17 protein-coding genes and 3 pseudogenes are annotated in these 13,128 nt (G+C 60.5%); 15 read left to right on the top strand and 5 right to left on the bottom strand.

Features of this window, described 5'->3' with window-relative positions:
- The first annotated feature begins 25 nt into the window (after window positions 1-25).
- A complete protein-coding gene (locus tag OKW28_RS07670) occupies window positions 26-553 on the top strand; it encodes an acyltransferase family protein (RefSeq protein WP_429444493.1) in 528 nt (175 codons plus the stop codon).
- Window positions 554-866: 313 nt separating this feature from the next.
- Here the strand turns inward: OKW28_RS07670 and OKW28_RS07665 are convergent, their stop codons facing one another.
- Window positions 867-1,202, bottom strand: coding sequence for a hypothetical protein (locus OKW28_RS07665; RefSeq protein WP_429444491.1), 336 nt, complete (start codon window positions 1,200-1,202; stop codon window positions 867-869).
- Window positions 1,203-1,462: 260 nt separating this feature from the next.
- Between OKW28_RS07665 and OKW28_RS07660 the strand changes: the two genes are divergently transcribed.
- A complete protein-coding gene (locus tag OKW28_RS07660) occupies window positions 1,463-2,668 on the top strand; it encodes a TIGR03118 family protein (RefSeq protein ID WP_429444489.1) in 1,206 nt (401 codons plus the stop codon).
- Between the two features lie 124 nt (window positions 2,669-2,792).
- Here the strand turns inward: OKW28_RS07660 and OKW28_RS07655 are convergent, their stop codons facing one another.
- Window positions 2,793-3,530: a transporter substrate-binding domain-containing protein gene (locus OKW28_RS07655; protein ID WP_429444487.1), complete on the bottom strand. Its 738-nt coding sequence runs from the start codon at window positions 3,528-3,530 to the stop codon at window positions 2,793-2,795.
- Between the two features lie 305 nt (window positions 3,531-3,835).
- Between OKW28_RS07655 and OKW28_RS07650 the strand changes: the two genes are divergently transcribed.
- The 6 genes and pseudogenes from OKW28_RS07650 (at window position 3,836) to OKW28_RS07625 (ending at window position 7,153) form a co-directional block, all read left to right on the top strand.
- Window positions 3,836-4,417, top strand: coding sequence for an RNA polymerase sigma factor (locus OKW28_RS07650; protein ID WP_429444485.1), 582 nt, complete (start codon window positions 3,836-3,838; stop codon window positions 4,415-4,417).
- A gap of 12 nt (window positions 4,418-4,429) precedes the next feature.
- Window positions 4,430-4,738, top strand: coding sequence for a hypothetical protein (locus tag OKW28_RS07645; protein WP_429444483.1), 309 nt, complete (start codon window positions 4,430-4,432; stop codon window positions 4,736-4,738).
- A 2-nt stretch (window positions 4,739-4,740) separates the two neighbouring features.
- On the top strand, window positions 4,741-5,037 hold the full coding sequence (locus tag OKW28_RS07640) for a 4Fe-4S dicluster domain-containing protein (RefSeq protein WP_429444481.1): 297 nt from the start codon (window positions 4,741-4,743) through the stop codon (window positions 5,035-5,037).
- 74 nt (window positions 5,038-5,111) lie between these two features.
- Window positions 5,112-5,828: an O-methyltransferase gene (locus OKW28_RS07635; RefSeq protein WP_429444479.1), complete on the top strand. Its 717-nt coding sequence runs from the start codon at window positions 5,112-5,114 to the stop codon at window positions 5,826-5,828.
- 181 nt (window positions 5,829-6,009) lie between these two features.
- Window positions 6,010-6,564: pseudogene (locus OKW28_RS07630) on the top strand (DinB family protein); the annotation flags it as partial.
- Window positions 6,561-7,153 (top strand): annotated as a pseudogene (locus tag OKW28_RS07625) (hypothetical protein). The pseudogenes OKW28_RS07630 and OKW28_RS07625, both read left to right, overlap by 4 nt.
- 225 nt (window positions 7,154-7,378) lie before the next feature.
- Here the strand turns inward: OKW28_RS07625 and OKW28_RS07620 are convergent.
- Window positions 7,379-7,990, bottom strand: coding sequence for a TetR/AcrR family transcriptional regulator (locus tag OKW28_RS07620; RefSeq protein WP_429446886.1), 612 nt, complete (start codon window positions 7,988-7,990; stop codon window positions 7,379-7,381).
- Between the two features lie 335 nt (window positions 7,991-8,325).
- Between OKW28_RS07620 and OKW28_RS07615 the strand changes: the two genes are divergently transcribed.
- Window positions 8,326-9,030 carry an SDR family oxidoreductase gene (locus OKW28_RS07615; RefSeq protein ID WP_429444478.1) on the top strand — a complete coding sequence of 235 codons (705 nt, stop codon included), beginning with the start codon at window positions 8,326-8,328 and terminating at the stop codon, window positions 9,028-9,030.
- A gap of 30 nt (window positions 9,031-9,060) precedes the next feature.
- A pseudogene (locus OKW28_RS07610) lies at window positions 9,061-9,333 on the top strand (alkene reductase); the annotation flags it as partial.
- 365 nt (window positions 9,334-9,698) lie between these two features.
- On the opposite strand, the gene OKW28_RS07605 reads toward OKW28_RS07610, so the two are convergent.
- Together OKW28_RS07605 and OKW28_RS07600 are read right to left on the bottom strand one after the other, a co-directional pair.
- Window positions 9,699-10,043: a DoxX family protein gene (locus OKW28_RS07605; RefSeq protein ID WP_429444476.1), complete on the bottom strand. Its 345-nt coding sequence runs from the start codon at window positions 10,041-10,043 to the stop codon at window positions 9,699-9,701.
- Window positions 10,044-10,045: 2 nt separating this feature from the next.
- A complete protein-coding gene (locus tag OKW28_RS07600) occupies window positions 10,046-10,969 on the bottom strand; it encodes an NAD-dependent epimerase/dehydratase family protein (RefSeq protein ID WP_429444474.1) in 924 nt (307 codons plus the stop codon).
- 130 nt (window positions 10,970-11,099) lie between these two features.
- Between OKW28_RS07600 and OKW28_RS07595 the strand changes: the two genes are divergently transcribed.
- From OKW28_RS07595 to OKW28_RS07575, 5 genes are all read left to right on the top strand, one after another.
- Complete coding sequence (locus OKW28_RS07595; RefSeq protein ID WP_429444472.1) at window positions 11,100-11,705, top strand: TetR/AcrR family transcriptional regulator; 606 nt, start codon at window positions 11,100-11,102, stop codon at window positions 11,703-11,705.
- A gap of 127 nt (window positions 11,706-11,832) precedes the next feature.
- Window positions 11,833-11,970 carry a hypothetical protein gene (locus OKW28_RS07590; RefSeq protein ID WP_429444470.1) on the top strand — a complete coding sequence of 46 codons (138 nt, stop codon included), beginning with the start codon at window positions 11,833-11,835 and terminating at the stop codon, window positions 11,968-11,970.
- Window positions 11,971-12,080: 110 nt separating this feature from the next.
- On the top strand, window positions 12,081-12,398 hold the full coding sequence (locus tag OKW28_RS07585) for a hypothetical protein (RefSeq protein ID WP_429444468.1): 318 nt from the start codon (window positions 12,081-12,083) through the stop codon (window positions 12,396-12,398).
- 69 nt (window positions 12,399-12,467) lie between these two features.
- Window positions 12,468-12,719 carry a DUF1488 domain-containing protein gene (locus OKW28_RS07580; protein ID WP_429444466.1) on the top strand — a complete coding sequence of 84 codons (252 nt, stop codon included), beginning with the start codon at window positions 12,468-12,470 and terminating at the stop codon, window positions 12,717-12,719.
- Window positions 12,720-12,830: 111 nt separating this feature from the next.
- Window positions 12,831-13,085: a transposase gene (locus OKW28_RS07575; protein WP_429444464.1), complete on the top strand. Its 255-nt coding sequence runs from the start codon at window positions 12,831-12,833 to the stop codon at window positions 13,083-13,085.
- Window positions 13,086-13,128: the final 43 nt, after the last annotated feature.

The following is a 13,128-nucleotide window of genomic DNA, read 5'->3' as shown; positions in this document are numbered from 1 at the left end:
GGGTCCGATATCCACCTCGTCCCCCATGCCCGCGATAAAGGCCTGTCCCAACGTATGGGGTCTTCAACTCGGGTACTTCGCGAGCTATGTCGTGTTATACGCGGCGGGTTGCTGTACAGCCCGATCGCATTGGATCGAACGTTTGCCGGAACGCCAAGTCGGGCTATGGTGGCGCGTCACTCTGATCACGTTACCTATATTGCCGCTCGTCTACTTTCTTGGCGCATACCTTCCTGAATTGCGCGGTCGTCCGCTGGCAATCGTCTACACGTTCTGGGAGCCATTTGTCGCGTGGGGAACGATATTATTTCTCGCAAGCAATTTCCAGCGACGCTTCGACAGACTCGTTGGCGCGTGGCAGCCGCTGTCGCGACGTGCCTACACGATCTACGTTATTCATCCGCCCGTTCTGGTTGCCGTCGCGTTGGCGTGGAGAAACGTACCCGCAGCTCCTCTGCTGAAGTTCGCGGTCACGGGTAGCGTCGCTTGCGCGTCGTGCTATCTGCTTGCTGGACTTTTGCTTCGATTGCCCAAACTGGCATCGATATTGTGAAAAATGGGTTCGCGTGTGACAGCCATACGCTCATGCACGGCATCGAGTGACCGACAACGCGGGACCTACCGGCTCTGCGGCCTCTGATGCGAGCCGTAAATCCTGGAGTTCACGCGTTGCCTGGAAACCCGGCGCGTAGTTCCCGGTGGAGAAATGTCGAATAGCGACAGCATGGAACCGCGTAGATCGGTCGCATTAGCTAGCGCCTGATATCCGGGAAACTGCGCGCCGGCCGCAATTGCACCTATGTCGCTGCGATCGCAGCCCTTTGTGCTTGCGCTGATTCGCGGCTGACGGTCATTTCTACCAGCTGTTAATGGCCGGTAGCGGCTGGCGACACCACGCTTGGGGTCGCCAGCGTGTTGTTGCTCTTGGGAGCGGCGGTGGTGTCAGACGTCGAGCTGCTATTGCTGCTCGGCAGGCCCGAGTTCGGCGCCTTGGCGCCCATGCCGCTGTCCGTGTTGGTGGTGCCTGGCATGCCGTAGCCGCCCGTCGTTGCGCCGTTCATCTGGTTCGACGGACTAGCCGTGCTGCCGGCTGTGCCGGTCGAACCGCTGCCGCGCTGGCCTCCGGCCGCCTGCGCATAAGCGCCGCCCGACAGCGAGAGTGCGGCGACGGCCGCGACTAGTGTGATGGTTGCCTTGCTCATGATCCGCCCCTCCTTGATTGGACTGGAAGATAGACGCAGACAGTTGCCGCCTGCGCTACAGGAATGTCGCAAACAGCGTGCCGCGTGCTTTTGTAGGTAGCGGAGCGATCGGCGGCGCACAGAGTGGCGGTCGTGGGGCGAATCCAGCCATTGGATCTCACGAGATCTGCCGCGAAATAAGCCCGCTCTCCGCCGGAATAAACCCGGCGCCGTTCTCGTTCATTGACCGTTAGGTCCTTTGCGCAGAACAAGGAGCGGTCATGAAGTCTCTACTCGCTATATTCGGCGTCCTTGCATGCGGCGCGGCCGTCGCAACTCTGATGTCATGCGGCGGCGGTGGCGGCGGTGGCAGCGGTGGCTCGAGTTCGAGCAGCGCGAGCCCACCCGTCCAGTCGTCATTCACAGCGACGGCCCTCGTATCCGATGGCGCGGTGCCCGCTGCACACACCGACGCTAATCTGAAAAACCCTTGGGGCGTGGCCTTCAATCCCAAAGGTTTCGTCTGGGTCGCGGACAACGGCACCAACGTCGCGACGCTCTATGACGGCAATGGCGTGCCGCAATCGCTGGTCGTCACGATACCCGACGGCAAGAACGGCTCCGCATCGCCCACGGGCATCGTTTTCAATGGAACACAAAGCTTCCGCGTCACGGAAAACGGCAAGTCTGGAGTCGCTGCGTTCATCTTCACGGGCGAAGGCGGCACCATCACCGCCTGGGCGCCCGCCGTAGGGCCGACCAATGCGTTCGTCATGTACGACGACGGTACGGGCGGCGCCGTCTACAAGGGTCTCGCGCTTGCCGCGATGAACAACGGCAACTTCCTTTACGCGACGGACTTCCATAACAACAAGATCGACGTCTTCGATACCTCGTTCACGAAGGTCGCGATGCCCGGCGCCTTCACGGACCCGGCGATTCCAGCCGGCTTCGCGCCGTTCGGCATTCAGGCGATCGGCTCGAATCTGTTCGTCACCTACGCGATGCAAGACGCAGCCAAACACGACGATGTCCCGGGCGCGGGACTCGGCATGGTCGATGTGTACGACACCGCGGGCAACCTGAAGCAACGCTTCGCGACGGGCGGTCCGTTGAACGCGCCGTGGGGCATTGCGCAAGCGCCCGGTAACTTCGGCTCGATGAGCGGCGCAATTCTGATCGGCAATTTCGGCGATGGGATGATCAATGCGTTCAACGCGTCGAGCGGTCAGTCGATGGGACAGATCAGTGGACCGAACGGCAGTCCGATCGTCGAGCACGGCGTGTGGGGCATCGCGTTCGGCAACGATCTCAGCAATCAGCCTTCCAGCACGCTCTTCTTCGCGGCGGGGCCGAATGGCGAAGCCGATGGCGTCTACGGAAGAATCGATCTGAATACGACGTCGAACTCCGGTACGAACACGGGTACGAACACCGGTACGAACACCGGCACAAGCGCGGGCGGCGGGATGAGCATTGGAATGTAGCGCTAAGCGCGCAATTGAGAAGCGCCGCTCTCGATGCGAGAGCGGCGGTATTGCTCATGCGAGGCGATGTGCTGGGCAATCGTAGCATTTTGCGGTTCGGTGCAGCACTTGGCCGACGCCCGTCTTATACTCGACCCGCGAGAGCGGGATCGATCTCGTTGTTTGTCAGGCCGAATTCCGCCATGCGAGCACGATGATCTGGCGAGCCCAGATATGAACGAAGGGCTTTGTTTACCGCCTGGATCAGATCGCTGTTACTTCTATTGAACGAGAATGCCCCGAGCGGAGGCTTCTGCTGCTTGCCCTTCGTTCCCGGTTGGTGCTCGATAGCCTCGAGCATTGAGCCTCCGATCCGGTTCGCAATGATCCGATTCCCCAAGGCCGTGCTCGCATACGCATCGACGGCGCCAGAGAGAACCGCTTCGACAGCGTCGGCCTGATGCTCGAAGACGACTATTTGGTTCTCGCTTACGCCAGACGCTCTCGCTGAGTCGTGCTGCACCTGTCCGGCTATGATGCCAAGGCGCGCACCAGCGCGTTTGGCAAGCGACACGTAGCTGTCGAGCGTTTTCGGGTTTCCAGTCCGAACCAGAAAACCGTCTGCGATCCCCCATACCGGGACGCTGAACGCGACCATATTGGCGCGTTCGCGTGTGACGAACAGCGGAACGTTCATATCCCACCTGCCTGCTTCAACGCCGGGCAGGAGTTCACTAAACGACGTCAGATGATGCTCGATCCGGGTTACGCCGATCGCCCGAAGAACCGCGTCGGCCAGATCGATGTCAGCGCCCGTGGGGGTACCATCTGCTTCCGTCCAACCGAACGGGGGTTCTTCGATGTACGCAATCGTTACCTTCATCGCTGTGTCTCGCCAATTGGGAACGGCCATCAAATGCCGGGCCGAATGTTGACGATTCTACTTACATGCGCGGTTGTCGTTGCGGCGGCTCTCTCTGAAACGAACGCGGTTATGCCTGGATCGGGTGTCGGTCTTATGGACGTTGGTTGGATTGCGCGGCATCGCTACGGAAACGCACCCACGTCTTCCGGTCAATCAATGGTCACAACCCCGTCACGCACTGCCTCAAGCGAACCGGCAGTTGCTCAAGGAAAGATTTTTCGCGCTCACCACAATATTCGCGCTCCTGAAACGTCTTCAGGCGCATGGAACCGCCACCCACCTCGCACCCGATGACCGACCCAGACAGCGACATCACCGCGACCGTGGTGCGTGAGCGCACGAGGCTCGTCAATTTTATCCGGCGTCGAATACGCGACCCGGACGACGCCGAAGACATCCTGCAGGATGTGTTCCACGAATTCGTGCAGGCTTACCGGCTTCCCGCTCCGATCGAACAGGCGAGCGCGTGGCTATTTCGTGCCGCGCGCAATCGCATCATCGATCGTTTTCGCAAGAAGAAGGAGCAACCGCTGACCGATCTGTCTGAGGCCGAGGACGACGCCAGCGGTGAGTATCGCCTCGACCTCGCCCTGCCGGCGCACGATGCAGGCCCCGAAGCGCTCTACGCTCGCGCTGTATTGCTCAAGGCCTTGCAGGATGCGCTCGATGAGTTGCCGCCGAATCAACGTGAGGTATTTATCGCGCACGAACTGGAGGGGCGGCCCTTCAAAGACATGGCGGCGGAAAGCGGCGTCGCGCTCAATACGCTGCTTGCGCGCAAACGCTACGCGGTCTTGCATCTGCGCGCCCGACTGCAGGCCATTTATGACGAACTGGATATATAGAGGAGTCGAGGGATGAAGTTTCGAATCAGATGCGCCGGTAAAGCGCTGCTCGTGGTGGTTGCCATAGCCGTGCTCGGTTGGGTGGTCATGACGCTATGGAATTGGGTGATTCCGGCGCTATTCGTTGGCGCCCGTGCGATCGACTTCGCGCATGCGTTGGGCCTGCTGGTTTTGAGCCGCATCCTGTTTGGCGGATTCCGCGGACACGGCGGCTGGCGCGAACGGCGTCACTGGCGCAAATGGGAAGCGATGACGCCCGAAGAACGGGAGCATTTCCAGACGGCATGGCGATCGGGCCGCGACCGGCGCGGGGGAGATTGACCATGCGCGGGACATCAACGGGCGACTGCAAACAGAAGCCGGGCGTGATTGCGCCAGTCGTCGACCTGAAACGTTGCGAAGGCAAGGGCGATTGCCTGGAGGTCTGCCCTGAGAATGTGTTTGAGATCCGGCGCATCGATGAGGTCGATTATCTCAGCCTCGATTTGATGCACCGCCTCAAGCTACGCGTGCATGGAATGAAAGTCGCCTACACACCGAACGCGCACGCCTGCCGGTCGTGCGGTCTTTGTGTGACGGCGTGCCCTGAACGCGCGATCAAGCTCGCCAGAACGGCATAGCGTCACGCGTTTTAAGAAAAGCGCAGGCCGCCTGGCGCAGTGGTCAGTATTATCGATCTCCTCAAGGAGCGCACATGGCTTCATCAACCACGGATCTTCTGCGACAGCTTCACGAACAGAGCCAGACAGAAGTGATAGCCCGCGCACAGGCGCAATTTCAGGGATCGAGCGAGGAGTTTCTGACTCTCGCGGAGGAATACGAAACGCTCGTACCTCGACTCCGTGGACGGTTTCTCGAAACGCTCGGGCTATCGAGCGAAGATTTCGAATCCTCGCAAGGCACTCCTCTATCGTTAGCCGTGTCAGCGGAAACGGGACGGTTCTTACGCAACATGGTGCTTTCGCACAGACCAGCTCGAATCCTCGAACTCGGCAGTTCCTGCGGTGTGTCCACGCTGTATTTCGCCGAGGCCCTTCGCACGTTAGGCAGTGGGACAGTTGTCGCGACTGAACTCGATGCTGTTAAGTGCGCACAATTTCGGGCCCACGTCAGAACGGCGGGCGTAGACGCTTATGTTGACCTGCGGGAGGGCGATGTCTTCCAGACCGTTTCCGAACTGGACGGCACTTTCGACATGGTGTTTATCGACGTCTGGGCCAACACCTATCTGAATCTGTTCAAGCAGATTGAGCGCCTGCTACGCCCGGGATCTATCGTTCTCGCCGACAACATGTACACCGCCGAGGACGCCGTTCGGCCATACAAGCACTACCTCGACGGCGATCCGCGCTTTTCGACCACGACGCTGGACTTTGAATCAGGGGTCGAATTTACCGTCGTCGTGTCATAGGCCGACGAAGAGTGGACGCCGTCCAGAATCCGGTTCATGTGCCATTCAATCTGGAAGGTTCGGCGATGCGATTTCTTGTCGACCATCCGGGGCGGATGCGCTAAATGTCATAACAACTCCTCGTTAAGTCCGGACAGCACGATGGCGGAATAGCCTGCGCTGTGCCTGTGGACAGACAGGCGTTGGCGGGGTGTTGTTTAGTTACGGAACCGTATTCAGTCCATATCCCAACAGGTTGCCCTTTGGTGAGGTCATTGACGCACTTTTGCTAACGCCTGGCGAGCTATCCGAGGTCGTTTCCCGCATCCCCGTGGCGGCTTGGCGTCAACGGCCGGAGGGGACGGGCTTCGCGCTCGTGGAGCATGCGTGCCATCTGCGCGATCTTGACGTTGTTTTCGCAGAGAGAATCAGGGCGGTTCGAACGGAACATCTTCCAATAATCGGTTCGGTAGATGGCACGGCGCTTGCCGACGAACGGAACTATCTCGGTCAAGACCTGAAAGATGCCGTTGAAGCGTTCCGGCGTTCGAGGGGGCACTTTTGCAAGTCGCTAAGAAGGTTGCGAGCGGAGCAGCTTATGCGTTGCGGGCTCCGCGATGGTGTGCGGCGCATGACTCTCGAAGAACTCGTGCGTGAGTTACTTGACCACGATCGGACTCATTTGCTTGAACTCGAAGAACTTGATGACGAACTGAAGAAAACCGAAACACGTCCAAAGAGAGGACGACCGATATGAAGAACGACCCGCCCGTCATTTTCATTCACGGCCTCATCGGAACCTTGGACGTATGGCAATACGAACCCAAGCACGCCTCCCCCGATTTGCTCGGCTATGGAGAGCATCGGTCCGTCCCGTTCGAGCAGATTTCCTTACCCGCGCAGGTCGAGCATATCCGCGGGTTCGTTGACGCGCGCTTCGGAGCAAGACGTACTCGATAGGCGGATCGATCGCGATGCTGTTTGCACACGCATATCCAGGATACGTCCGCCGGATTGTCAATGTTGAAGGCAACTTCACGTTGGACGATGCGTTCTGGTCTGCTTCGGTGGGCCGTATGACGCCGGACGAAGCTGACGCCATGCTCGACGGCTTCCGCACAGAACCGCTGGCCTGGTTGAGCAGCGCGGTCGCCTTTCAGATATTGATGCTCGCGACCGTTCTGAACTTCATCGGTCTGATCGTGAACGGCGTCGTTATTCTTGCCGCAAGCCATTTTGGCGAGCGATGGACAGGTCGACGCCACCGATCGCGAATTCCTCGATACGTGCTTGGGTCAGTGTTCGCCGGATTGGCATTCCGGCTCGCCGTCGCGAGTCGGGACTGAACAACGGCACGAAGGGACGCGCTTCAAGGCGGGCCTGGCCTACGGCGTTCCAAGCGACTTCGAAATGAACTTCGGCAGGTACCTGCCTACGCCAGGACAGGCGGGCGACGACGGCACGGAGCCGCCGCTCAACGGCGCGCTAAAGCGCTGAGCCTCTGCGAGCAAGTCGTGCTGCCCGCCGACCTACGCATTCCCACGCAGGGCCCCGGGGCCGCAGGCGGCGTATCAGCCATCCGCCCTGCTGCGGCGCCCGCTGTCCGGCGTGACCGGGTCGTCGAGCGCGTCGACGAGCGTGCGCCGCCCCGCGTCGAGGATTTCGTCGGCGAAGGTCGGATCGGCGCCTGCGATCGCACGCGACAGCACGAGCGCCCCGACCATCTGACTGAACGCTGCAATCGCATCGCGACGGGTTTGTTCCGTCGTCGCGCCTTCCGTGGCGATCATGGCTGCAAGCCGGTCGACATACGCGGCGAGGCCGCGCGCGTAGGACGCACGCGCCGCGTCGGTCATCCGCGGAGCGTCGCCAGCGAAGCCGGACAGCGGGCACCCTGCTTCGACGTTGTCGCGGTGCGAGGCGGACAGGTAGCGTGCCGCCTGCTTCCCCAGGCTGCCGACGTTTGGCGAATCCGCGTAGTCTTGCATCGCCTTTTCCATGACCGCGGTGACCAGCGCATCCTTCGACTTGAAGTGGTTGTAGAAGCCGCCTTGGGTAAAACCGGCTTCCTTCATCAACTCCGTCAGCCCCACGGCATCAACTCCGCGTACCCGGAAAAGCCTCTCGGCGGCCGCGACGATCGCGCTGCGGTTCTCGGCGGCCTGCTGTCGTGACACCCCCATCGATCTCTCCCTTATACAAGCGATCGCGTCGATTGAAAAACACAATGTCGATCATCATTGACATACCCGAATTACTTCGACACTATTCGCCATAAGACGATGGTGATCGACATTGAGATGAGTGTAGCCGACTTTCGCGCACAACGCGAAGCAACGCCGGCGTGGTACGGATGGCAGTCCAGGTTCATCGCGGTTCTTTGATGCCCGCGGGCGGCGGACGTTGGCGCCGTTCGGCGGCGCAACGGTTCGGTACGCAAGGGCAGGTTTGTTTTCTCCGGATTTCACGCGCGCTGCGAACCGGCGCACATGCGATTCATCATGCGAAAGGATGAGATATGGAGATCGAAGGTGCTGTTGTTTTCGTGACGGGTGCGAACCGCGGGCTTGGCCTTGAGTTCGCGAAGCAGGCGCTCGAAAGAGGAGCGCGCAAGGTCTATGCGGGCGCGCGCGATCCGGCCAGCGTAACGCTGACGGGCGTCGTGCCCGTGAAGCTTGACGTGACCGATCCGGCGGCCGTGGCCGCTGCCGCCGACACGGCGGGCGACGTCACGCTTCTGATCAACAATGCGGGCATCGCGCGGCTCGGCAGTCTGACGGACGACGGCGCGCTCGACGCGTTACGCGATCACTTCGACACCAACGTGTTCGGGATGCTGTCGATGTCGCAGGCGTTCGCGGGCAACCTTGCCGGCAACGGCGGCGGCGCGATCCTGAACGTACTGTCTGTTGCGAGCTGGATAAACCGGCCGATCCTCGCGGCTTATGGCGTGTCGAAGTCGGCCGCGTGGGCGGTGACCAACGGCCTGCGTCACTCGCTGCGCGAGCAGCACACGCAGGTGGTCGGGCTGCATGCCGGTTTTATCGATACGGATCTGACGCGCGGGCTGGACGTGCCGAAGGCGACGCCGGCCGACGTCGTGCGTCAGGCATACGACGCGATCGAGGCAGGGGCGGAGGAAGTGTCCACCGACGAGTTCACGCGGCAGGTGAAGGCCGGGTTGTCGGCAGGCGTCTATCTCGAGGCTCCGGCGCCGCACTGAAGGCGCCGGAGCGCCCGCTCGTCGCGCGCGGGCATCTGGACGGAAAAGCAGGTCGCGGGCTGGAAGGAGGTGAGCTCTGCGGTTCACGCAGCCGGCGGTCTGATCGTCTCCCGGCTCTGGCACGTCGGGCGAGTCTCCGATCCCATCTTCCACGCCGGCGAGCCTCCCGTGGCGCCAAGCGCCGTGGCGGCGGAAGGATACATCTCTCGCCTGCGTCCGCAGCGGCCCTTTACGGTGCCACGCGCGCTGCAGACCGAAGAGATTCCCGGCATCGTCGAAGATTTGGACCACGCAGCCGCAAACGGTCCAGTTTGAGGATGCGTTTAAGGTGAGCGACGAGCATTTCCGCTTTCTTACGCTGCCGGCGAGACTGCTTGTATTGACGCGGTCATTCGAATGGCCGGGGATATGCGCCACGAATGGCCGGTAGTGGCCGCGCGCTGCCCCATGCATGAGGGACCGTTTCCCGTGGCACGTAAAGCGGCGATCTGCGGCAGGCGACCCGGAGCGCCCAGCCATCGCTACAAAAAGCGGACGCATGACGCACGTGATCAAACTGGAGTTGCTCCAATGCAGCTATCCGTGTGCGTATTTCAAGTACCTGCAGCACGGATTGCCCGCACGGCCTGTTAGCGTCCCCGGCTCACTCGCCTGATGGCAAGGAAGCCTCAAGCGCGGACCGCCACAGTAACCACAATGAGAGCCGAGAAGATCAGCGCCGGGGCGAGATGCCGGAACGGTTCCCGATTTCGTAGCAACGTGAAGAGCGCACCGATCATGATCGCACCGGCCAGCGTTAGGCCTAAGACTCTGGTTTGTTGTCCAGGAAGAAGTGCCGCACTCAACAACTCGAGAGCGCCACAGAGCCACTGAAACCATGCCGGATAACCCCAGCGTGCGAAGTCGCGCTTCACCGCGCCGGGTCTTGCGAGATTGACCACCCCAGCAACCGCGAACAGAACCGCTACGATCGTCGCGAGGATCGATTCTAAAGACGCACTGTTCCACACCATCGTCATGCTCCGTTGATTTGCTGAAAGTGTTTTTGTGCAGAGAGGTCCGCAATCAGGCCGGGGCCATGGGGCTCCCACGCAAGAACTCGCCGGGCATGCTGGCCGCTTACTGTCTGGTCGAGCGCCAGTGCGTCAGCGAACAGTCCAAGCGATTTGCGAGCATCGTCGAGCGACCAGAGTTCGACGCGATCGGCGCCGACCGAGGCCCGAATCGCTTCACCCATTTCGGCAACGGCAACAGCATCTTCCGCGACCACGTTGAAGATCTGTCCCGTGACTCGACCGTCCCCGCTTGCCGCCTGCTCCACCGCGCTCAGGTAAGCCGTGGCGAGATCGTCGACGTGAACGGCAGGCCAGTGATCGCGACCATCGCCGACGACCCTCACACTGCCGGTCTGACGGACCATCCCGGCAAGCATACCGAAGACGCCGCCGCCGTAGCCGTGCACCATCGCCGGCCTGAGAATCACTGCGGCAATCGAGCGACTCGCCGCTAGCGCCCGCACATGTTGCTCCACTGCGGGCCGCCAGGCGATGAGTGGTGTCGGGTTCAGCGCCGAAGCTTCAGTCGCGGGCTCCCCCTCCGTATTGCCGTAGACCCAGGTGCCCGACGTATAGACAAACGCCGCGCCCGGCTGCAAATGCGAAAGCACCGCTACAGCCGCAGCCTCATCAACGGCACCGGCGGAAGCATCATTGGTCGACGCCATGTGCACCACGCCCTCAGCGGCCCCGGCGGTCGCAGCGAAAGACTGTGGCTCACGCAGGTCGCCGGAATGCAGTTTCACGCCGAGATCTGCCAGCGCGCTGGCAGCAGCCGACCTGTCCTGGCGCACCAGCGCCGTCACCTGATGGCCGCGGCTGATTGCCTTGCGCGCGACCGCTTGCCCGATGTAGCCAGTACCACCTGTAATGAACAGTTCCATAGCGTTCTCCTCGATGATTGCCTGCGAAGTTGATGAGTCACACGAACGAGACTTACCGGTCTCGTTTTGACAAATCTAAACGAGACTGACCAGTCTTGTCAACTACTCGGCGATCTGTTATTTATCTGGGATGAACACGCCCTCTCTCCCCGACCTGAGCCCGCTGCAACGCCGTAAGCGGTCCGCCATCCTCGAAGGCGCGAAAACCGTTTTTTTAAGCCAAGGTTTCGGCCTGGCAACAATGGATGATGTCGCCACGGCCGCTGGCGTCGGCAAACAGACGGTCTACCGCCACTTCAAGTCGAAGGAGGCGCTCTTCGTTGGTCTGGTGAGCTCGATGTGCGCTCAGGTGGGTGGACTTCTTGCCGAGGCTCAGGACGAGCAATCCGATGGATCACCCGAAGTCGAGTTGCACGAGTTGGGGTGGTTGCTGGCAAGAAGCCTTATCGTGCCGGATTACCTGCGGCTTTACCGGGCCATCGTCGCTGAGGCCGAGCGTCTTCCTGAACTCGGCCAGGTGTTTTACGAAAATGGCGCAAAGGTCGTGCGTGCCTTCGCGGCAAAAATTCTGCGAAAGCGATTTGACGAATCGACTGCTGTATTGCGGGCAGCGACATTCGTTCAGTTGGTGCTAGGCGACGCGTATCTGGAACTGTCAATTGGCTACACAGTGCCCGATGTTGAAGCGCGCTTTGCGCTGCAGATTGACGAGGCCGTGGCGGCTGCACTTCGCTAAAATGGGCCAACCTTGGCAGTTTTCCGCGTAGCGACACTCCACATCAGTTCATTTTGACGCCGCGACCAAACTAAGCGCGTATGCTGGGAATATCCGCCTTGTCACGCAACGCACCAGGAGCAACACCATGGCCAAGAGTCAATTACGCAGCACTCGCGAAGCGAAAAAGCCCAAGCAACCCACGAAGCCGTCAGTGCCGGCACAGCCGTTCAGCACGGTTCGTTCGCGGGTTGCGAACGAAGGTGTCGCCAAGAAGAAGACGTAAATCGGTTGGCCGCGGACACGCGGCACAGCGATCACATGCAACTTGTAACGTTCACCGCAGTAAATTGATATCTCCACATTGAAGGCGCAAACCGCTTCGGGAGGCGCATCATGATCCATCACCACTCGGACCCCACTTTTCGTGGGCTTCCGCTCACGGCCGAGCAAGACTCGGAAATTCGTCACTACCTGAACAGGAAGGCCAAGCTGGGCAAGCCATGGAATACTCCCGAGCTGCGCGGGATGCTTGAGGACATGCTGCTGCCGCCAAGTACCGAAGACGACAGCGAGAGCGATATCCCGGGCGACGCGTCGACCGCCGCTGAGCGCGCAGCCGCGTTCGTCGATCAGGACATGGAGCCAATCGAGGCGTATGAGGAATTGCATGCCGCGATGGAAGCCGAAAGCATGAAAGGCGATCCGCACTAGCGGGAGCGCTCCGCGCAGGTAGTGAGCGTGCAATCCGGTCCATCTGAGGCGTAGAACGAAGGACGACACATGGCACTCAGTTTTTCTAACCCCAGCCGTAGCTATGATGGGATCAGGCATGGCGTGTGGTTCTGGGGATACGACAAAGCACGCGAGATTACCTTCTTTGTGGAAGACCGCGTACTGAAGCATTTCGACTCCGCCCTCGGTACTGACGAAGCCGAGGTGCTGGCCTCCTTCGACCGGAATCGCAATGAGATCCTGAAGGTCGCCATCACCCTCTATGCCGAGGGACCGCAGACTCTCTACACGCTGCACTAAAGCTTCATCCGGTCACCCATGCTGAATGTAAGCGCCTCATCTCGGCCGTTCTCTAAGCAGCCATAAATGGAGGTAATTTGGTTCCCACCAAATTTTTTGGCGGGAACCAAAGTGGCCGACATAGTAGATGGCAAGAACGAAGCGCCCGGTAGGCGCCCGAACTTTCCGCGCGAATTCAAGCGACAGCTGGTCGAACAGACCTTCGAACCGGGAGCTTCCGTATCGCTGGTCGCGCGTCGCAACGACATTAACACCAACCTGCTGTTCAGATGGCGTCGCCAATATCTTCAAGGCGTATTCGGAGCACCACATCCGGCGCATGTGCAACAGCAGTCAGAGGTTGACGTTGCACCGTTTCTTCCGTAAGCGCCTCATCTCGGCCGTTCTCTAAGCAGCCATAAATGGAGGT

This window comes from Paraburkholderia sp. 40 (genome assembly GCF_050434105.1).
Lineage (GTDB): Bacteria > Pseudomonadota > Gammaproteobacteria > Burkholderiales > Burkholderiaceae > Paraburkholderia > Paraburkholderia tuberum.
Note: the sequence above shows the minus strand (reverse complement) of the source record. Positions and strands in the feature narration are given on the sequence as shown.